The sequence below is a fragment of the Microbacterium sp. LWO13-1.2 genome (genome assembly GCF_038397725.1).
Classification (GTDB): Bacteria; Actinomycetota; Actinomycetes; order Actinomycetales; family Microbacteriaceae; genus Microbacterium.
Genome location: NZ_CP151634.1, coordinates 3,204,549 through 3,222,679, shown reverse-complemented (window position 1 = coordinate 3,222,679; position 18,131 = coordinate 3,204,549). Strand labels below are relative to the sequence as shown.

At 66.5% G+C, this 18,131-nt stretch carries 22 protein-coding genes; 15 read left to right on the top strand and 7 right to left on the bottom strand.

Annotation, left to right across the window (positions count from 1 at the left end; translation table 11 throughout):
- Window positions 1-4 precede the first annotated feature (4 nt).
- Complete coding sequence (locus tag MRBLWO13_RS15420; RefSeq protein ID WP_341974971.1) at window positions 5-922, bottom strand: EamA family transporter; 918 nt, start codon at window positions 920-922, stop codon at window positions 5-7.
- Window positions 923-1,000: 78 nt separating this feature from the next.
- Between MRBLWO13_RS15420 and MRBLWO13_RS15415 the strand changes: the two genes are divergently transcribed.
- Window positions 1,001-1,864, top strand: a complete 864-nt coding sequence (locus MRBLWO13_RS15415; RefSeq protein ID WP_341974970.1) for a LysR family transcriptional regulator — start codon at window positions 1,001-1,003, stop codon at window positions 1,862-1,864.
- Between the two features lie 72 nt (window positions 1,865-1,936).
- Here the strand turns inward: MRBLWO13_RS15415 and glpK are convergent, their stop codons facing one another.
- The 3 genes from glpK to MRBLWO13_RS15400 form a co-directional block, all read right to left on the bottom strand.
- On the bottom strand, window positions 1,937-3,451 hold the full coding sequence (gene glpK / locus MRBLWO13_RS15410) for a glycerol kinase GlpK (RefSeq protein ID WP_341974969.1): 1,515 nt from the start codon (window positions 3,449-3,451) through the stop codon (window positions 1,937-1,939).
- Between the two features lie 41 nt (window positions 3,452-3,492).
- Window positions 3,493-4,245: an MIP/aquaporin family protein gene (locus MRBLWO13_RS15405; protein ID WP_341974968.1), complete on the bottom strand. Its 753-nt coding sequence runs from the start codon at window positions 4,243-4,245 to the stop codon at window positions 3,493-3,495.
- Between the two features lie 90 nt (window positions 4,246-4,335).
- A complete protein-coding gene (locus MRBLWO13_RS15400) occupies window positions 4,336-6,045 on the bottom strand; it encodes a glycerol-3-phosphate dehydrogenase/oxidase (protein WP_341974967.1) in 1,710 nt (569 codons plus the stop codon).
- Window positions 6,046-6,148: 103 nt separating this feature from the next.
- Between MRBLWO13_RS15400 and MRBLWO13_RS15395 the strand changes: the two genes are divergently transcribed.
- A complete protein-coding gene (locus MRBLWO13_RS15395; RefSeq protein ID WP_341974966.1) occupies window positions 6,149-7,120 on the top strand; it encodes a sugar-binding domain-containing protein in 972 nt (323 codons plus the stop codon).
- 7 nt (window positions 7,121-7,127) lie between these two features.
- On the opposite strand, the gene MRBLWO13_RS15390 is transcribed toward MRBLWO13_RS15395, so the two are convergent.
- Window positions 7,128-8,285, bottom strand: a complete 1,158-nt coding sequence (locus MRBLWO13_RS15390; protein WP_341974965.1) for a glutamate--cysteine ligase — start codon at window positions 8,283-8,285, stop codon at window positions 7,128-7,130.
- A 209-nt stretch (window positions 8,286-8,494) separates the two neighbouring features.
- On the opposite strand from MRBLWO13_RS15390, the gene rpsP reads away from it, so the two are divergent.
- From rpsP to MRBLWO13_RS15365, 5 genes are all read left to right on the top strand, one after another.
- Window positions 8,495-8,929, top strand: coding sequence for a 30S ribosomal protein S16 (gene rpsP, locus MRBLWO13_RS15385; protein WP_341974964.1), 435 nt, complete (start codon window positions 8,495-8,497; stop codon window positions 8,927-8,929).
- 5 nt (window positions 8,930-8,934) lie between these two features.
- Window positions 8,935-9,165: an RNA-binding protein gene (locus MRBLWO13_RS15380; RefSeq protein WP_341974963.1), complete on the top strand. Its 231-nt coding sequence runs from the start codon at window positions 8,935-8,937 to the stop codon at window positions 9,163-9,165.
- Between the two features lies 1 nt (window position 9,166).
- Complete coding sequence (gene rimM / locus MRBLWO13_RS15375; protein WP_341974962.1) at window positions 9,167-9,766, top strand: ribosome maturation factor RimM; 600 nt, start codon at window positions 9,167-9,169, stop codon at window positions 9,764-9,766.
- Window positions 9,767-9,785: 19 nt separating this feature from the next.
- Window positions 9,786-10,487 carry a tRNA (guanosine(37)-N1)-methyltransferase TrmD gene (gene trmD, locus MRBLWO13_RS15370; protein WP_341974961.1) on the top strand — a complete coding sequence of 234 codons (702 nt, stop codon included), beginning with the start codon at window positions 9,786-9,788 and terminating at the stop codon, window positions 10,485-10,487.
- Between the two features lie 70 nt (window positions 10,488-10,557).
- On the top strand, window positions 10,558-11,172 hold the full coding sequence (locus tag MRBLWO13_RS15365; RefSeq protein ID WP_341974960.1) for a hypothetical protein: 615 nt from the start codon (window positions 10,558-10,560) through the stop codon (window positions 11,170-11,172).
- Between the two features lie 7 nt (window positions 11,173-11,179).
- On the opposite strand, the gene MRBLWO13_RS15360 is transcribed toward MRBLWO13_RS15365, so the two are convergent.
- Window positions 11,180-11,773 carry a histidine phosphatase family protein gene (locus MRBLWO13_RS15360; RefSeq protein ID WP_341974959.1) on the bottom strand — a complete coding sequence of 198 codons (594 nt, stop codon included), beginning with the start codon at window positions 11,771-11,773 and terminating at the stop codon, window positions 11,180-11,182.
- Between the two features lie 82 nt (window positions 11,774-11,855).
- Window positions 11,856-12,638: a type I methionyl aminopeptidase gene (gene map / locus MRBLWO13_RS15355; RefSeq protein ID WP_341974958.1), complete on the bottom strand. Its 783-nt coding sequence runs from the start codon at window positions 12,636-12,638 to the stop codon at window positions 11,856-11,858.
- Window positions 12,639-12,747: 109 nt separating this feature from the next.
- Between map and MRBLWO13_RS15350 the strand changes: the two genes are divergently transcribed.
- The 8 genes from MRBLWO13_RS15350 to MRBLWO13_RS15315 all read left to right on the top strand — a co-directional run bounded on the left by MRBLWO13_RS15350 (window position 12,748) and on the right by MRBLWO13_RS15315 (window position 18,126).
- On the top strand, window positions 12,748-13,248 hold the full coding sequence (locus tag MRBLWO13_RS15350; protein ID WP_341974957.1) for an MFS transporter permease: 501 nt from the start codon (window positions 12,748-12,750) through the stop codon (window positions 13,246-13,248).
- A 168-nt stretch (window positions 13,249-13,416) separates the two neighbouring features.
- On the top strand, window positions 13,417-13,767 hold the full coding sequence (gene rplS / locus MRBLWO13_RS15345; protein WP_102192009.1) for a 50S ribosomal protein L19: 351 nt from the start codon (window positions 13,417-13,419) through the stop codon (window positions 13,765-13,767).
- Between the two features lie 118 nt (window positions 13,768-13,885).
- Complete coding sequence (gene lepB, locus MRBLWO13_RS15340) at window positions 13,886-14,614, top strand: signal peptidase I (protein ID WP_341974956.1); 729 nt, start codon at window positions 13,886-13,888, stop codon at window positions 14,612-14,614.
- On the top strand, window positions 14,611-15,270 hold the full coding sequence (locus tag MRBLWO13_RS15335; RefSeq protein ID WP_341974955.1) for a ribonuclease HII: 660 nt from the start codon (window positions 14,611-14,613) through the stop codon (window positions 15,268-15,270). The genes lepB and MRBLWO13_RS15335 overlap by 4 nt, the downstream gene beginning before the upstream one ends.
- A gap of 60 nt (window positions 15,271-15,330) precedes the next feature.
- Entirely contained in the window at window positions 15,331-15,657 is a 327-nt protein-coding gene (locus MRBLWO13_RS15330) for a DUF2469 family protein (protein WP_017830719.1), read from the top strand.
- A gap of 131 nt (window positions 15,658-15,788) precedes the next feature.
- Window positions 15,789-16,151 (top strand): YraN family protein, encoded by a 363-nt coding sequence (locus tag MRBLWO13_RS15325; protein ID WP_341974954.1) that lies wholly within the window; start codon window positions 15,789-15,791, stop codon window positions 16,149-16,151.
- Complete coding sequence (locus tag MRBLWO13_RS15320) at window positions 16,148-17,677, top strand: YifB family Mg chelatase-like AAA ATPase (protein ID WP_341974953.1); 1,530 nt, start codon at window positions 16,148-16,150, stop codon at window positions 17,675-17,677. The genes MRBLWO13_RS15325 and MRBLWO13_RS15320 overlap by 4 nt, the downstream gene beginning before the upstream one ends.
- Complete coding sequence (locus tag MRBLWO13_RS15315) at window positions 17,674-18,126, top strand: hypothetical protein (protein WP_341974952.1); 453 nt, start codon at window positions 17,674-17,676, stop codon at window positions 18,124-18,126. Before MRBLWO13_RS15320 ends, MRBLWO13_RS15315 begins: the two co-directional genes overlap by 4 nt.
- Window positions 18,127-18,131 lie beyond the last annotated feature (5 nt).

The window sequence follows — 18,131 nt, the reverse complement described above, 5'->3', positions numbered from 1 at the left end:
GCGATCAACGGCCGACGGTGAGAGCCGTCGCGGCGTTCGGATCCACCAGCGGAGGTTGCGGGCTCTGGGCGGGGCGGACGGAGAGCTGTCCGCCGATCAGAGCGAGGAGTGCGATCGCGAATCCGACTGCCTGGATCGGCGTGAAGGACTCACCGGCGACGAGCGTTCCCAGGAGCGTCGCCACGACCGGGGAGAGCAAAGCGAGCAGACCGGATGCGATCATCGGCAGCTTCTGGATTCCGCGGAACCAGAGCGTGTACGCGATGATCCCGCCCGCTGTTGCCAGCCACAGATAACCCAGGACGGCTCCGCTGTCGATCGAAGCTGGCGTCCCCTCGACGAGAAGTGTGAGCGGGAGCAGGAGGAGGCCTCCGGCCGAGAGCTGCCATCCTGCGTAGGCGACGGGTCCGACGCCGACGGGCCGTCCCCATCGTTTGGTGAGGATCATGCCGAGCGCTGTGGCGGTGACGCCGCCCAGCGCAGCCAGGATGCCCAGTGCATCGAGCCGTGCCGCCGGGCCGAGCACGACGAGCGCGACACCGCCTGCGCCGGCCACGGCCGCCGCCGCGGTGATCGGCCGGATCCGCTCCTTCAGGACGAGAGCCCCGAGCGAGAGCACGATGAGAGGCTGGACCCCGGCGACAGCCGCGGCGACCCCTCCTGGCAGCCGTTCGGCGGCAAGGAAGAGGAGAGGGAAGAAGGCCCCGATGTTGAGCGCACCCAGTGCGAAAGACTTGAACCACCAGCCGCCGCGAGGGAGGGTCCGGCTGACGGCGACCGCGATGAGTCCGGCGGGAAGGGAGCGCAGAAGACCGGCGAACATCGGATGCCCGACGGGGAGCAGCTCGGTGGTGACGAGGTAGGTCGTGCCCCAGGCGATCGGAGCGAGTGCGGTGATCAGCAGGAGGGTCAGGCGGTTCATGCTTCCAGCCTGTCCAAACCGAGTTGATGAGTCCAACACATAGTTGTCACCGCATCCATGAAGAGCAATCATGAACGTATGGACCTTCAGCAACTGCGTTACGTCGTCGGGGTGGCCGATGCCTCGAGCTTCACTCGTGCAGCGGAGCGCTGCTTCGTCACCCAGTCGGCGCTGAGCCATCAGATCGCGGCGCTGGAGCGTGAGATCGGAGAGAGGCTCTTCGCGCGGACCAGCCGAAGTGTACGGCTCACCGAGCCGGGGGAGGCCTTCGTCAGGCAGGCGAGGATCGCGGTTGCCGCCGCGGATGCAGCCAGGGAAGACGCCGCAGCGGCTGCGGGCCACGTCGTCGGAACGCTCCGGCTCGGAGTGATCCCGACGGTCACGGCCGTGGATCTGCCGGCTTTGCTCGTGCGGTTCCGTGCCGCGCATCCTGCCGTGCGGGTAGAGCTTCGGGTCGGAAACAGCGACGCCCTCGTCCCCGCCGTGCAGCGCGGAGATCTTGACGTCGCGCTCCTCGGGTTGCACGAGGACAGCGTCCCGACGGGAGTGGAGGTGCGCTCGCTCTCCCGCGAACGTCTCGTGGTCGCTCTTCCGCGCGGACATCGGCTCGTCGGGCGCGATGCGGTGCTGGGGGATCTCGCCGGAGAGGTCTTCGCGGATTTTCCCGCGGGGACGTCCGGTCGGGCACAGAGCGATGCGGCGTTCGCCGCGGCGGGTCTGGAGCGCGACGTCGCGTTCGAGGCGGATTCTGCAGGACTCATCCTGGGGCTGGTCGCTGCCGGTCTCGCCGTCTCCCTCCTCGCACCAGGCACCGTCGCGACATCGCACGCAGACGTGGTGTCCGAACAGGTGCTCGATGGTCCGCATCGCGTCGAGTACGTCGCATGGGATGCAGCCTCACCCCGCAGTGTCGCGAGAGCCTTCCTCGCTGCGCTCGACTGACTCATCCGCGTTGCAGACGAAGAGGGCGGACCCGGAGAAATCCTCCGAGCCCGCCCTCTCAGCGATGCGAGATCACTTCACGTCGTCGTCGACCCAGTCCATCGACTTGGTGACGGCCTTGCGCCACAACCGCAGCTGGCGGTCGCGCTCGGCGTCCTCCATAGACGGCTCCCAGCGCTTGTCCTCCTGCCAGTTGGCGGAGAGGTCGTCCAGACCGTCCCAGAAGCCGACAGCGAGTCCGGCAGCGTATGCCGCACCCAGGGCCGTCGTCTCGGCGACGACCGGACGAACGACCGGCACGCCGAGGATGTCCGCCTGGAACTGCATGAGCGCGTCGTTGGCGACCATGCCGCCGTCGACCTTGAGCTCGGTCAGATCCACACCGGCATCCGCATTGACCGCATCGAGCACGTCGCGGGTCTGGTAGGCGACGGCCTCCAGTGCGGCGCGCGCGATGTGGTTCTTGTTGGCGTAGCGGGTGAGCCCGACGATCGCACCGCGTGCGTCCGGACGCCAGTACGGCGCGAACAGACCCGAGAACGCGGGAACGATGTAGACGCCGCCGTTGTCGTCGACCTGCTTGGCGAGCTCTTCGACCTCGGGAGCCGAGTCGATGATTCCGAGCTGGTCGCGCAGCCACTGGATCAGCGATCCGGTGACGGCGATCGAGCCTTCGAGCGCGTAGTGCGTCGGGCCGTCGCCCAGCTTGTAGCCGACAGTGGTGAGCAGCCCGTTCTTCGAGTGGACGATCTCCTCGCCCGTGTTGAAGATCAGGAAGCAACCGGTGCCGTAGGTGTTCTTGCTCTCACCGGTGTTGAACGCAGCCTGACCGAACGTGGCGGCCTGCTGGTCGCCCAGGATGCCGGCGATCGGGGTCTCGCGCAGGAGCGACGAATCCTCGGCCTTGCCGTAGACCTCGGAGGACGAACGGATCTCCGGCATCATCGAGCGCGGTACACCGAATGCCTCGAGGATGTCGTCGCGCCACTCGAGAGTCTCGAGGTCCATGAACATGGTGCGGGAGGCGTTGGTGACGTCGGTGGCGTGCACGCCACCGTCAACGCCGCCGGTGAGGTTCCAGAGCACCCAGCAGTCGGTGGTGCCGAAGAGCAGATCGCCGGCCTCCGCCTTCTCGCGAGCACCGTCGACGTTCTCCAGGATCCAGGCGATCTTCGTGCCGGAGAAGTACGTCGCCAGCGGCAGGCCGACGACCGGCTTGAAGCGCTCGACGCCTCCCTCGGCGGCGAGACGATCCACGATCTGCTGCGTGCGGGTGTCCTGCCAGACGATCGCGTTGTAGATCGGCTGCCCGGTGGTCTTGTCCCACACGACTGCCGTCTCGCGCTGATTCGTGATGCCGATCGCGGCGATGTCGTGCCTGGTGAGGTCGGCGCGGCTCAATGCCTGGCCGATGACTTCCTGGACGTTGCGCCAGATCTCGGCAGGATCGTGTTCCACCCAGCCGGCCCGAGGAAGGATCTGCTCGTGCTCCTTCTGGCCGGTCTCGACGATGCTGCCCTTCTTGTCGAAGATGATCGCGCGACTGGACGTGGTTCCCTGATCGATGGCGATGATGTAGTCAGCCATAGTGTTCTCCTTTGAAGTCAGAGTGGTGGACGGCGAATGGGTTACGCGAGGCCGAGCAGCGCCGGGGCTGCGAGAGCGGCGAGCACACCACCGATGAGCGGTCCGACGACCGGAACCCACGAGTAGGACCAGTCGCTGGAACCCTTGCCCTTGATCGGCAGGATCGCGTGCGCGATGCGCGGGCCGAGGTCACGGGCCGGGTTGATGGCGTAGCCGGTGGGACCACCGAGCGACGCGCCGATTCCGACGACGAGCAGGGCGACGGGCAGTGCGCTGAGCGGGCCGAGGCCTCCCGGCGTGCCGACCTCGATGTCACCATAATCTGCGAAGGCGAAGATCACGAACACCAGCACGAAGGTGCCGATGACCTCGGTGACGAGGTTCCAGCCGTAGGAGCGGATCGCGGGGCCGGTCGAGAAGACGCCGAGCTTGTTCGCCGGGTCCTCTTCGAGGTCGAAGTGCTGCTTGTACGCGGCCCAGCACACGATCGCGCCGAGGATCGCGCCGAGCAGCTCGGCGCCGGTGGCGACGAGGAACATCGTGAACGTGATCTTGCCGGCGACGAGGAGGCCGATTCCGACGGCCGGGTTGAGGATCGCGCCGGAGTATGCCGAGACGAGCACACCGGCGAAGACCGCGAGGCCCCATCCCCAGTTGATCATCAGGAATCCGCCACCGAACCCCTTGTTCTTCGCCAGCACGACATTGGCGACGACGCCGCAGCCGAGCAGGACGAGCATCGCTGTGCCCACCAGTTCCGAGAGGAAGTAGAGACCGAGATTGACTTCAGTCATGTCTTCATTGACCTTTCTTGCGTGTCATGGCCCCTCTGCCATGGCACTTGATAGAGAACGTCGCGAGGAGGGCGACGGTCGGATCTCTCGTCAGCCGCGGGTGCGGGACGAGAGGGTGAGTCCATGCCGATCGTTGAGGAGCGTGCGGGTCTGGTCCACTTCCGCGTCGTGGCGGCTGCGATCCCAGTCGAGCAGCTGTGCAAGTGCATCGGCCAGCTCATCGAGGACGGCGGTATCGGCGTGCCCGGTGAAGGCGATGCTGGTGCGACGGAGGATGACGTCCTCGAGACGGGCGACGAGCTCGTTCTCGACCATCCACGCGAGCTCGCGGGTGGACAGATCGCCGCCGGCGAGGGGAGCGTCATCCCCCTGCTCGATGAACGCCCAGACGTCTGCCGCACGTGTTCCGTAGCGGGTGAGGAGCTTCTCCGCCCGTTCTCCGGCGCCCGGCAGGTTCTCCTGGATCCAGATGCGCCGAGCTTTGGTCGTGCGCGGGAAATCGCGACCGCCGCCGATCGGGACGCCCACGGTGGAGACCTTGCGCGTGCGGCCCAGCAGGCCGAGAACCACATCGGAGAGGGATTCACCGAGTGCCCGGAAGGTGGTCCACTTGCCGCCGACGAGGCTGACCAGGGGAGCGGCGCCTTCGTTGTCGACTTCGATGCGGTAGTCCCTGGACACGAAGCCCGGGGCGGTGTCTTCATGGCGGGGGAGCGGGCGGATGCCGGAGAACCGGTACACGATCTGCTCGCGCGACACATTGATCTGCGGGAAGACGTGGTGGATCAAGTCGAAGAAGTAGTCGACCTCATCCTCCGTGCACACCGGCACCTCGCGAGGGTCGGCGTCGATGTCGGTCGTGCCGACGAGCACCTTTCCCTTGAGTGGGTAGATGAGGACGATGCGGCCGTCGGAGTGCTCGAAGAAGATCTCCCGGCCACGGGTGGCATCGAGGAGCTCAGGGTGGTCGAGCACGATGTGCGAGCCCTTGGTGCCGCCCATGAAACGGGTGTCCGCGCCGAGGGCGTCGTTGGTGAGATCGGTCCAGGGTCCTGATGCATTCACCACGACGTCGGCCGTGATGGTGAACTCCGTGCCGCTCTCCCGATCCCGCAGCACGACCTTGTCGCCGTCGCGGGCGATCGCCTCGACGTAGTTGAGCGCGTGCGCGCCGGTGTGCGCCGCACGGCCATCCTGCAGGACGTCGAGTGCGAGACGCTCCGGGTCGTGCATCGAGGCGTCGTAGTAGGTCGCGGTGTACTTGATGTGCGGGTCGAGCGACGGCAGTTCGGACAGCGAGCGCTTCCGGCCGAGGAAGCGGTGCCGGGGGACCATGCCGCCATCACGAGAGAACGTGTCGTAGATCATCAGCCCGACCTTGATCAGGAACGCGCCGCGCTCCTGAGGCTTGCCGCTCTTGTGCGTCAGGAAACGGAGGGGCGCGGAGAGGATGCCGGAGAAGGTGGAGTAGATCGGGATCGTGGTCTCGAGAGGCTTCACGTAGTGCGGCGCGATTTTCAGGAGGCCGTTGCGTTCCTGCACGGACTCGCGCACCAAGCGGAACTCACCGTTCTCCAGGTAGCGGATGCCGCCGTGGATCATGTGGCTGGATGCCGACGAAGCGCCGGACGCGAAGTCGCCGCGTTCGACCAGGACGACATCGACGCCCTGAAGGGCCAGATCGCGGAACGTGGATATCCCGTTGATCCCTGCGCCGATCACCAGGACGGACGTGCGCCCCGATTCGCGGACGTTGCGTACCTCGGCTCGCTCCGCCGACGAGTGTGTCTGATCGATCATCCTCGACCCCTTCTTCCTTGCTTGCGACCAGCATCAACCCGCACGAGCACGGTGCGCAACCCCAGTGCACATATGTGCAAGGATCGATTGCGAGGAGGACTTTATGGCGCACTCGGACGCACGACCCCAAGAGGCGAAACTGATCGCCGCGCTCACGGCGGCGCAGCTCTACTACATGCAGGACAAGACCATGGAGGTGATCGCGCGCGAGCTGCGCACCTCCCGATCGTCGGTCTCCCGTCTGCTGAGTTTCGCGCGGGAGAGCGGCCTCGTCGACATCCGCATCAACTCGCCACTCGAACGGCTGGGCATGCTGGAGCAGCGCATCCGAGACCGCTACCGGGTCGCCGCTCACGTCGTGCCGATGCCGGAGATCGTCAGTGAGATGGAGCGACTCGAGCGCGTCGCGCTCACAGCAGGGCGGCTGCTTTCGCAGTTCGTGGACTCCAACATGATCATCGGGATCGCGTGGGGATCGACCATCAGTGCCGTCAGTCGCGGGCTCACACAGAAGGAGACGCACAACACGACATTCGTGCAGCTCAATGGCGCTGGGAACACGCAGACGAGTGGTGTGGAGTACTCGAGCGACATCCTGCAGCGCTTCGGCAGCGCCTTCGGTGCCCAGGTGCAGCAGTTTCCGGTACCCGCCTTCTTCGATGACCCCTCGACGCGTGAGGCGATGTGGCGGGAGCGCAGCACACTCCGCGTGCTCGATCTCCAATCGAAGATGGACATCGCAGTGTTCAGTCTCGGCTCGCCGGCGGCCGAGGTGCCGAGCCGGGTCTACGTCGGCGGTTATCTCGGACGCGATGACTATCGGAGTCTTCGGGAGGACCGGGCGATCGGCGACGTGGCGACGGTGTTCTTCCGCGCGGACGGCAGCTGGAAGGACATCCGCGTCAATGCCCGCGCGACCGGCCCTGGTCTCGATCGCCTGCGCCGGGTGCCTCGCCGCATGTGCGTCGTCTCCGGCGTGCCCAAGCTCGTCAGCCTGCGTGCCGCGATCGCCGCAGAGCTCATCACCGACGTCGTGCTCGATGAGGGACTGGCACGTCAGCTGCTGGAGGGCTGAGCCCGCATCACCGGTGCTCCTCGGCGACGGACGACTCGGGACCTGAGCGGAACTCGCGGATGAGGTGCTGCACTACTGCGCCGAGGTCGCCGTCCGCGGCATCCGCGGCTGCGAGTTGTCGTGCATAGCTCGCCCCACCGTCGAGGATCGACGCGACACGACCGAATTCGCGACCGCAGTCGAGGTCCTGGGCGACCGGAGCGAGGTCCGACAGGATCTGGGCGAGGTGCTCGCGCACCGGCAGCTGGGTTCCGGCGGCATCGATGATCACCCGCGCCTCCAGGCCGTACCTCGCCGCCCGCCATTTGTTCTCCCGGTGATACCAGGCGGGAAGCTGGGGGAGAGGGAGCCCTTGATCGAGGCGACGCGAGAAATGCTCGACGAGGACCTGTGTGAGTGCGGCTACCGAGGCGAGCTCGGGAAGTGTCGACATGCCATCGCATGCGCGCACTTCGATCGTTCCCCAGCGCGGCGCCGGCCGGATGTCCCAGCGCACCTCGGAGGCATCGGCCATGACGCCCGTGCGGACCATGTCGTCGAGGTACGACTCGAACTCCGACCAATCGTGCAGGGGCCAGGGGAGACCGGCGGTCGGCAGCTGCTGGAAGACGAGCGCACGATTGGAGGCGTATCCGGTGCGCTCGCCCGCCCAGAACGGACTCGAGGCTGCCAATGCCTGAAGGTGGGGAAGGTAGGCGGCGAGGGCATTGACGAGCGGCAGCACCTTGGCCTGCGACTCGACGCCGATGTGCACGTGGATGCCCCAGATCATCATGTTGCGCCCCCACCATTGCGTGCGCTCGATGAGCGTGTGATAGCGGGACTTGTCGGTGACTCGCTGGTCGTACCACTGGGCGAAAGGATGGCTGCCTGCCGACAGCAGCTCGATGCCGGCCGGCTCGGTGGCGGCGCGGACGGCCGCGATCGCCTGCGCGATGTCGTCGACCGCATGGGCGACGGAACGACCGACACCGCTGGTGACCTCGATCGTGTTCGTGAGCAGTTCGCCGGTCACGGTGTGCCGTTCGTCGGCGCTCTCCGCTTCCAACGCCGCGAGCAACTCGGGCGCTCGGCCGACGAGATCGCCAGTGGCCGGATCAGCGAGCATGATCTCCCACTCCAGGCCGACAGTGGACCGGGCGGACGGGGCGAACTCGAGCTTCACGAGCACATTCTGGCACGCGGGCCAGGACGCGCCGCAAAGACCGTGTCGCCACGTTTCGCTCCTGGCGCGCGGATCTGGCAGAATAGAAGGTCGGACGACGTGCTCGACCCTCTATCCAGCTCGCGTCCACCTATTAGAGCTTCCGCCGGGTGTGCACCCCACTCTCCAGGCGATCGGTTCATTTTCCTTCCACACAATTCAGGAGAATCGTGGCTGTCAAGATTCGTCTCAAGCGCATGGGCAAGATCCGTGCGCCGTACTACCGCATCGTCGTCGCCGACTCGCGCACCAAGCGCGATGGTCGCGTGATCGAGGAGATCGGCAAGTACCACCCCACTGAGGAGCCCTCGTTCATCGAGGTCGACTCCGAGCGTGCGCAGTACTGGCTCTCCGTCGGCGCGCAGCCGACCGAGCAGGTCGCCGCGATCCTCAAGATCACCGGTGACTGGGGCAAGTTCAAGGGCGACGCCGACGCGAAGTCCACCCTCCGGGTCGCAGAGCCCAAGGCCCCCTTCGAGATCGACGCGAAGAAGAAGTCCGTCGTGAAGCCGAAGGTGGAGAAGAAGGAGGCTCCCGCTGAGGAGACTCCCGCCGCCAAGGCCGACGCGGAGGCCGCTGAGGCCCCCGCAGCCGACGCAGAGTAATCGTCGTGCTCGCCGCCGCGCTCGAACACATCGTCAAGGGGATCGTCGATCACCCGGAGGATGTCCAGATCCACGCTTCCGCGTCGCCGCGAGGCGACCTCCTCGAGGTGCGTGTGCACCCCGATGACCGTGGACGCGTGATCGGGCGCGGCGGCCGCACCGCGAAGGCCCTGCGCACGCTCGTCACCGCCCTTGCCGACGGGCGTCGCGTCCGCGTCGACGTCGCGGACGACTGACGTGGTGCCGAACGAGCGAAACCAGGGTAAGAACCAGCTTCGAGTCGGACGCCTCGTCAAGGCCCATGGCCTCAAGGGCGGGCTCAAGCTCGAGCTGTACACCGACAATCCCGAGCGACGCTTCGTCATCGGGGCCGAGTTCACGTTGCAGGTGCCAGAGGCATCTCCGTGGCACGGCAAGACCATCACTGTGCGCGAGTACCGGGTCATGAACGGCAGCCCTGTCGTGTTCTTCGACGACGTCGATGACCGCAGCGGCGCCGAGAGCCTCGTCCGCGCGATCCTGTGGATCGATCAGGACAATGACGAAGTCGAGGACGACGCCTGGTTCGACCATCAGTTGGTCGGTCTCGATGTCGTCCGCGATGAGACCGTCGTTGGTCGCGTGGCGCGGGTCGAGCATTTCCCCGCTCAGGACCTCCTCATCGTGCGTTCCGGTGAGCGCGAGATCATGGTTCCCTTCGTCGCGGCCATCGTGCCGACCGTCGACGTCGCAGCCGGGCGCGTGATCGTCACGCCTCCTCCCGGACTCTTCGAAGAGCTCCCGGATGCCGCCGAAGACGATCAGGCGGACACCGCGGACGCCGAATCCGCCGAGTAGGCCCGGGACAGGTGCCGTTGTGCGCATAGATGTTCTCTCCATCTTCCCGTCGTACTTCGATGGGTTGACCCTCTCGTTGCTCGGGAAGGCGCAGGAATCCGGCATTCTCGACCTCCGGGTGCGGGACCTGCGCGACTGGACCAGCGACCGTCATCGCACCGTGGACGACACGCCATACGGTGGCGGTGCCGGCATGGTCATGAAGCCGGAGCCGTGGGGACTGGCACTCGACGAGGTCACTCGTGGAAGCGACGCTCCGACGATCATCTTCCCGTCGCCGGCCGGCGAGGTCTTCACGCAGAAGACCGCGCGCGAACTGGCCACCAGAGAGCATCTCGTGTTCGGCTGTGGCCGCTACGAGGGCATCGACGAGCGTGTCTTCGACTTCGCTGGCTCGCTCGGAGAGGTCCGTCTGATCAGCCTCGGTGACTACGTCCTCAACGGTGGTGAGGTCGCCACGATGGCGATGATCGAAGCCATCGGTCGACTCGTGCCCGGGGTCGTCGGCAATCCAGAGAGTCTTGTCGAAGAGTCCCATGAGGACGGACTGCTCGAGTACCCCTCGTATACGAAGCCGTCGGTCTGGCGCGAACATGCCGTACCGAGCATCCTGCTCAGCGGCAACCACGGGGCCATTGCCGCATGGCGACGTGATCAGCAGATCGAGCGGACACGACGTCGTCGGCCGGATCTCCTCGGCGACGAGCAGCCACCGCGCTGAGTCGTCCCCCTGTCTAAGATCGAGAAGCGGGCCCTGCTGAGGGCCTGCATCGGCGCCGGAGGGGGAACGCATGGGACTGTTCAGCAGGAAGAAGAAGGAAGCCGCACCGTCGTCCGCGGCAACGGTACCACCGTCCGAGCTCGTCGTACCGCTCATCGCCGGCCGGGCCTGGATGGAGGCGAACGAGGAGACGTTCAGCCGGATCCCTGGATTCCCGGACGAGGCCAGGCCGTTCGCGACGTCCATCTCGGAGGAGCTGTGGGTCACCTACGCCGTCGACCCTGAGGGAACGTGGGAACTCGTCCAGGGCGGTCAGGTCGCGGATTTCGGCGGAGCGGATGCTCTGCACTCAACGGCGCTTCGGAACATGGTCGCCCGGGTCGGATCCGATGTCGCGATCGAGGGCGGCAACGGGCGTTTCCGGCTCCACACGCCGTCCGAGCCGGACCTCGCCTGCTCACTGGTGCTCACGCCGGAGCTGTGGCTCTCCGAAATCGATCTCACAGGTGCAGCGATCGTCTGCGCGCCGACCCGCGTGGAACTGCTGGTGTGCGGTTCGGACGACGCTGATTCGGTGCAGGAACTCCGGAACTTCGCAACGGAGCTGTTCGAGGAGGCGCGCGGCAAGCCGGTGACGTCGGTCCTCCACCAGGCGCGACCGAGCGGGCTCGCCGTCTTCGCCTGAGCGCCCCTCAGAGCATGCGCTCGGTGCGGCGGTCGATCTCGATGACGACGCCGGGTGGATGCCGCAACGCCAAGGCGTGCGCAGGATCGAGGCCGCGCATTTCGGCACGCAGCATCCGTCCGATCATCTCGTGCGACACGAGCAGCGGCGGGCTGTCCGCAGCCCATCCGCACGCCGTCAGCGCGGCGCGAGCTCGACCGCGCGCCTGCGCGTAGCTCTCTCCGCCCGGAAACGACCATCCGTACCGATTGGCCGCACGATCTTCTCGGGCGCCGGGAAAAGCCGTGTCGATCTCGTCCCAGGTCATGCCCGCCATGTCTCCGTGATGGATCTCGGCGAGTTCTGGCACTTGGATGAGATCCGCGCCGATTCCTTCGGCGACAATGACGGCCGTTCGCAGCGCACGGCCGAGCGGACTGGAGCAGACGGTACGGATGCCGAGGCCCGACAGTCGCTTCACGAGGGTTTCGGCCTGAGCGATGCCGTCGGCAGTGAGAGGAGAGTCGAGTTGTCCTTGGAGGCGGTGCTCGCGATTCCAGACCGTCTGGCCGTGGCGGGCAAGATACAAACGCTCCGGCACATGGCGGTCCTGCGGGATCATGCACCCAGAATGGCATACATGCGGATTTGGCCACTCCAGCCCAATGGGGGCGTGGCTGCCCGCGGATCCGGCGTGAAGCGGATCAGTCGACGCCGAGGAACGAGCGGTCGGTGAGGATGATCGGCCCGTCTTCGGTGACCGCGACCGTGTGCTCGGAATGAGAGCCGCGGGAGCCGTCCGCGCTGCGCAGAGTCCAGCCGTCCGGGTCGGTGACGAGCTCATCGGTCGTCGCCAGGAGCCACGGCTCCAGCGCGAAGACCAGCCCAGCGCGCAGCGGAAAGCCCCGGCCGGGACGGCCGTCGTTGGGAATGTGTGGGTCGCCGTGCATGATTCGACCGACGCCGTGTCCGCCGAAGTCGGTGTTGATCGAGTAGCCCTCGCCGTGGGCGACGGCGGCGATGGATGCCGAGATGTCGCCGATCCGGTTTCCGATGACAGCGGCGGCGATGGCCGCATCCAGCGCGCGTTCCGTCGTGTCGATGAGTCGCAGATCCTCGTCGCGTGGCGTGCCGACGACGAACGACACCGCCGAGTCAGCGACCCAGCCGTCGACCGAGACCGCGAAGTCGAGGGACACGAGGTCACCATCGCGCAGTGTGTAGTCATGGGGGAGACCGTGCAGCACCGCGTCGTTGACGGAGGTGCAGATGACCTTGCCGAACGGGCTCGCTCCGAAGGACGGGTGGTAGTCGATGTAGCAGGACTCCGCTCCCGCCTTGCGGATCATGTCGTGCGCGCGGCGGTCGATCGACAGGAGATTCGTGCCCACCTTCGTCTCGTCGCGCAACGTCGCCAGCGTCTCGGCCACGAATCGTCCGGCGGCGCGCATCTCGTCGATCTCAGCAGGGGTGCGCAGTTCGATCATCGGGTTTCCTCTCGTCCCCTCCATTCTCGCCGATCAGCGCGCGGTGGTTGACCGGAAGCTCTCAGCGAAATCCGGTGATCGGGAGGTTTCAGCGGCGTAGCATCGCGGTATGTGGTTGCGACAGGCTTTCTTCCGCTGGCTCCTTCCGGCGGCGTTCCTGCTGCCGCTGTGGCTTCTGATCGGCTGGGGAGTGACCGGCGCCGGCGGTTGGGCGTTCCTGCTCCTGCTGATCTCGATGCCAGCCGTGTTCATCGGACAGCTCCTGCTGACGCTGCTGGTCCGATCGCGGCCGTCCGTGCGCGTCGAACGCGCGGTGTCGTGGTGGGACGTGGCCGGATTCACGCTCTGGCATGGCCTCACCATCGCGATCGGGTTCTTCCCGCAGGCGTGGTTCGGCCTCCTGCTGACCGGTGCGATCGTGGTCGGAATCGCGCTGTTCTGGTTGATGCTGTGGCAGTTGTGGAGTGAGGCGAAGGGCAGCGGCGCCAGCATCCGATACTTCACCACGGCGACCGTCGATGCGCCTGCAGACGTCCCGACGACCCCGACGAGGTCGACCGCGGACGGCGAAGTCTTCATCATTCAGGAGAAGCCGGCAGCTGACCGCTGACCCGTGGTTTGGCCGCGTGCGGCATCCATGGCAGAATAGGTCCTTGTGCCGTGACCGGCTCTGCCTCAGGGGAGTCCGCGGACGCGATTGCACCGTGCGGCACATACCCATTCTTGTTCCTTCCAGCATCATGCATCCGACCTGTGGCGAGTGCAGAGAGAGACGATCATGCAGATCCTCGACGCCGTAGACGCGGCTTCCCTTCGTTCCGACATCCCTGAGTTCCACCCCGGTGACAACGTCAAGGTGCACGTGAACATCACCGAGGGCAACCGCTCCCGTATCCAGGTCTTCCAGGGGGTCGTCATCGGCCGCCAGGGCGACGGCGTGCGCGAGACCTTCACGGTCCGCAAGATCAGCTTCCAGGTGGGCGTCGAGCGTACCTTCCCGGTGCACAGCCCGGTGATCGACCACATCGAGGTCGTCACCCGTGGTGACGTGCGCCGCGCGAAGCTGTACTACCTCCGCAACCTCCGCGGCAAGAAGGCGAAGATCAAGGAGAAGCGCGACAACCACTGACGCGCAGACTTTTCAAAGCACCCCGGGACACGATGTCCCGGGGTGCTTTGTTGTGTCCGAGATATGCGACCCTTGTATGTGCCGTCTCAGAACGGTGCTCCACCGGTGAAGGAAACTGATGACGACTGACTCCGCCCGCGCGGCCGCAACCAGACGGCGACGAGGGGTTCTTGTCTTCCTCCGCGACGTTGTGGTCATCATCGTCATCGCGGCGCTCGTTTCGTTCGTGGTGAAGACCTTCGTCGTGCGTTCGTTCTACATCCCGTCGGCCTCGATGGAGCGCACGCTCCTGATCAACGACCGGATCCTCGTCGACGAGCTCACACCGCGTTGGACCGACTACGAGCGCGGCGACATCGTCGTGTTCAAAGACCCGGGCGGCTGGCTGGCCGCACAGCCGCAGACACCGGCGCGTCCGCCACTCGTCGAAGCAGTCGACTGGGTTCTGACTTTCGTCGGTCTCTCCACCTCCGATGCCCAGGACCACCTGGTCAAGCGTGTGATCGGCCTGCCGGGCGACCATGTCGTCTGCTGCAACGCGCTCGGTCAGATCACCGTCAACGGCGCACCGATCGACGAACTCGACTACCTCAATCTGCCCCAGGGAGACACCGCGGCCTCGAATGAGGCTTTCGACGTCGTCGTACCGGACGACTCCCTCTGGCTGCTGGGCGACAACCGTGATCGCTCACGTGACTCACGGGCGCACCAAGAGCTGCCCAGCGGCGGCTTCGTGCCGTTGCCGAACGTCGTCGGCAAGGCCTTCTTCACGACCTGGCCACTGGATCGCCTTGGCACCATCGACGGCCACCACGACAGCTTCAACGGCGTTCCGGATCCGGAATGACCGTCGTCGCACCGAAACTCACCCTCGAACGCTCGCTGCTCTCCGAATGCGAGCTGATCATCTCGCTGGATGAGGTCGGCCGCGGCGCGCTGGCCGGCCCTGTCGCGGTCGGTGCGGCGGTGATGGATGCTGCAGGGGCGCGTCGGCGCGTGCCGGAGGGGCTCCGCGACTCGAAGCTCGTCACGGAGAAGCGGCGGCCGGACGTCGCCATGCGCGCTGCCGCGTGGGTGCAGGCGTCGGCTGTGGGCTGGGCGACCGCGGCGGAGGTCGACGAGGTCGGCATCATGCGTGCGCTGGGGCTCGCCGCATCGCGGGCGGTGCAGAGCGTCGTGGATCAGGGCGCGGCGCTGCAGAACGCACTGGTCATCCTCGACGGCAACCACGACTACCTCTCCGCGGTCCATCCGGAGCCGCTCCGAGTGCGCCCGGTGATCAAGGCAGACCGGGACTGCGCTTCGGTGTCAGCAGCATCGGTGATCGCGAAAGTCGCCAGGGACAGCCTGATGACAGACCTGCACGAGACCTACCCGATGTACCAATGGGACCGGAACAAGGGCTACGCCAGTGCGGAGCACCGGGACGCGATCCGGGCGCTCGGGCTGTCCCCGTATCACCGTGCATCGTGGGCGATCACGGACGCCCCCACCCTGTTCTGATGCACCGTCCGGGCCGTCGAGGCGGCGGGGGAGCGGCAAGCCTCCTAGGATGGAGTCATCATGGATGAGGAAGCCTTCGACGACTACGACCGCGAGCTCGAGCTTGCGCTGTTCCGGGAGTACCGGGACGTCGTGTCGCAGTTCCAGTACGTCGTCGAGACCGAACGCCGGTTCTATCTGGCGAACGAGGTGAATGTCGTCCGCCGTGACACCGAGCACGACTTCTACTTCGAGATCTCCATGACCGACGTATGGGTGTGGGACATCTACCGCGCAGACAGATTCGTCAAGGCGGTCCGAGTTCTCACGTTCAAGGACGTCAACGTCGAAGAGCTCCAGCGCCGAGAGTTCGAACTGCCGCAGGAGCTCTCCCTCGACGGAGAGTGACCCCTCGTCCGTGCCGGCCGGTGAGGCGACCACTTCTGCACAGGATGCCGCTTTCACGACCTTTCCGCATCGGCCGTGATCACGCTCTGATTCGGGCTCGCTGAGTCATTCTCGCAGACGATGCTGTCGTCATGGCAGCGAAGGATGACCTCGGCAGAGCCGGTGAAGAACGGGCCGCACGGCACCTGATCGACCTCGGGTACACGGTGCTGGACCGCAACTGGCGGTGCGCACAGGGCGAGCTCGACATCGTGGCGGTGCGAGGCGCGCATCTCGCGGTCATCGAGGTGAAGACTCGTCGGTCGGCCGCCTTTGGGCATCCGTTCGAGGCGATCGACGGACGCAAACGCCGGAGACTGTGGCAGTTGGCGCATGCCTGGGTCGAGGCGCATCCTGATCTCGCACGTGCGCGCTCGGTCCGGCTGGAAGCCATCGGCATCATCGGTGCTGATCCCGCGTGCGGCGAACTCGAGCATCTGGTGGACCTGTCGTGAAGACAGCTCGGACGTGGGCGGTCGCGCTGACTGGTGTGGACGGGCATCTGGTCGAAGTCGAGGCCGATCTGTCCAATCAGACGCCGGAGTTCAAGATCATCGGGCTGCCGGACAAGTCACTCGGCGAGGCGGTGCAGCGCGTGCACAACGCCTGCAAGAACGCCGGACTCGACCTTCCGCGACGCCGGCTGACGGTCAATCTGTCGCCGGCGAGCCTTCCCAAACACGGATCCGGTTTCGATCTGGGGATCGCGATGTCGACGCTCGCTGCCGGGGGATCGGTGGACCGGCGCTCGATCGGACGGACAGTCCACATCGGTGAGCTGGGGCTGGATGGTCGCATCCGTCCGGTGCCCGGAGTGCTTCCGGCCGTGTTCGCAGCGGCGAGGGCGGGATACGAGCAGGTGATCGTGCCGCACGCGAATGAGGCCGAAGCACGGTTGGTGCCGGGCATCGAGATTCGCGCCGCAGCGTCTCTCGCGCAAGTCGCGGCGTGGCATGGCGCGGATGTCGAGGTTCCGGAGGTGGATCCGGTCGGCATGGCATCTCGGACGGTCGTCGAGGATGAGATGATCGACCTCGCCGATGTGGTCGGCCAGGAGGACGCGGTCCACGCTCTGATCGTCGCGGCCGCGGGTGGGCATCACATGCTCCTCAGCGGACCCCCCGGCGCAGGCAAGACGATGCTCGCACGGCGCCTTCCGGGAATCCTCCCGCAACTCACTGAAGCCGAGGGGCTCGAGGTGGCGTCGATCCGCTCACTCACCGGTGAGGCGATCACCGCCCTCGAGTTGCTCCCGCCATTGGAGTCGCCGCATCACAGCGCATCGGTGGCGGCGCTGGTCGGCGGTGGGTCCCGGGTGGCCAGGCCGGGAGCGATCGTGCGGGCGCACCGCGGGATCCTCTTCTTGGACGAAGCCGCAGAATTCTCGCGCGTCGCGCTCGACGCCCTGCGCCAGCCGCTGGAGTCCGGCACGATCGAGGTGAGCAGAGCAGGATTCACGGCGTCGTTCCCGGCCCGCTTCCAACTGATCCTGGCGATGAACCCCTGTCCCTGCGGCAACTACGGGATCCGGGGCGCTGAATGCATCTGCCCGCCGATGGCGATCAGGCGCTATGCCTCGCGGCTCTCAGGACCGCTCCGGGACCGTATCGACATCGAACTGCAGGTCGCGCGAGTCGCGGCGTCCCGCGCGACATCGGGCGTCAGCGCTGAGGTGAGCAGTGCGGACGCACGCGCTCAGGTGCTGGTCGCGCGCGCATGCGCCGCAGAACGCTGGTCGGGGACGCCGTGGCGCTGCAACGCCGAGGTTCCGGGGACGTGGCTTCGGCAGGGAGCACTGCGCCTGGAGCGCGATGCGCGGGCGCCGTTGGATCGCGCGCTCGAGCGCGGTGCGTTGACCCTGCGCGGATACGACCGCGTGTTGCGACTGGCCTGGACGATGGCAGACCTCAGTGGGATTGGAAGACCCGGACGAGACGAGGTCGGACGCGCACTGTTCCTGAAGAGAGGACTGACCCCATGATGGATTCGCTGCTCGACGATGCCGCGACGATCGCGGCACTACGTGCGCTGCGCCCCGACGGCGACACGGAGGAAGACATCGCGCGAGCGGCATGGTCGCTCATCGCCGAACCGGGCGACGGCGTGGCCGGCGCGCTCATCGCGGACCTCGGTGCCGGCGCGGCCCTCCGTTTTGCTCTCGACGGTGAGCACGGCACAGACCGGCTACCGGCAGCGACCGAGCGGACCTCCCGAGCCCTTGCGGAGGCCCGAGCGCGCTGGCGGCCGCGCGCTGACCTGCGGGCGGTCGGCGACGTGCTGCGCGCGGCCGGACATGTCGGAGCCGCTCTATTGGTTCCCGGTGACGCGCAGTGGCCGACGGCACTGGATGAGCTGGGCGACCATGCGCCGTCCGTACTCTGGGTTCGCGGCGATCCCGGTCTTCTCACCGCTGGGCCGAGATATTGGTAGCGCGC

Coding starts and splice junctions, on each gene's coding strand:
- MRBLWO13_RS15315 (WP_341974952.1), top strand. CDS start 17,674: ATGATGGATTCGCTGCTCGACGATGCCGCGACGATCGCGGCACTACGT.
- MRBLWO13_RS15415 (WP_341974970.1), top strand. CDS start 1,001: ATGGACCTTCAGCAACTGCGTTACGTCGTCGGGGTGGCCGATGCCTCG.
- map (WP_341974958.1), bottom strand. CDS start 12,638: ATGATCGAACTGCGCACCCCTGCTGAGATCGACGAGATGCGCGCCGCC.
- MRBLWO13_RS15360 (WP_341974959.1), bottom strand. CDS start 11,773: ATGATCCCGCAGGACCGCCATGTGCCGGAGCGTTTGTATCTTGCCCGC.
- lepB (WP_341974956.1), top strand. CDS start 13,886: ATGACGACTGACTCCGCCCGCGCGGCCGCAACCAGACGGCGACGAGGG.
- rplS (WP_102192009.1), top strand. CDS start 13,417: ATGCAGATCCTCGACGCCGTAGACGCGGCTTCCCTTCGTTCCGACATC.
- MRBLWO13_RS15325 (WP_341974954.1), top strand. CDS start 15,789: ATGGCAGCGAAGGATGACCTCGGCAGAGCCGGTGAAGAACGGGCCGCA.
- MRBLWO13_RS15400 (WP_341974967.1), bottom strand. CDS start 6,045: ATGATCGATCAGACACACTCGTCGGCGGAGCGAGCCGAGGTACGCAAC.
- MRBLWO13_RS15335 (WP_341974955.1), top strand. CDS start 14,611: ATGACCGTCGTCGCACCGAAACTCACCCTCGAACGCTCGCTGCTCTCC.
- glpK (WP_341974969.1), bottom strand. CDS start 3,451: ATGGCTGACTACATCATCGCCATCGATCAGGGAACCACGTCCAGTCGC.
- MRBLWO13_RS15395 (WP_341974966.1), top strand. CDS start 6,149: ATGGCGCACTCGGACGCACGACCCCAAGAGGCGAAACTGATCGCCGCG.
- MRBLWO13_RS15420 (WP_341974971.1), bottom strand. CDS start 922: ATGAACCGCCTGACCCTCCTGCTGATCACCGCACTCGCTCCGATCGCC.
- MRBLWO13_RS15350 (WP_341974957.1), top strand. CDS start 12,748: ATGTGGTTGCGACAGGCTTTCTTCCGCTGGCTCCTTCCGGCGGCGTTC.
- MRBLWO13_RS15365 (WP_341974960.1), top strand. CDS start 10,558: ATGGGACTGTTCAGCAGGAAGAAGAAGGAAGCCGCACCGTCGTCCGCG.
- MRBLWO13_RS15330 (WP_017830719.1), top strand. CDS start 15,331: ATGGATGAGGAAGCCTTCGACGACTACGACCGCGAGCTCGAGCTTGCG.
- MRBLWO13_RS15405 (WP_341974968.1), bottom strand. CDS start 4,245: ATGACTGAAGTCAATCTCGGTCTCTACTTCCTCTCGGAACTGGTGGGC.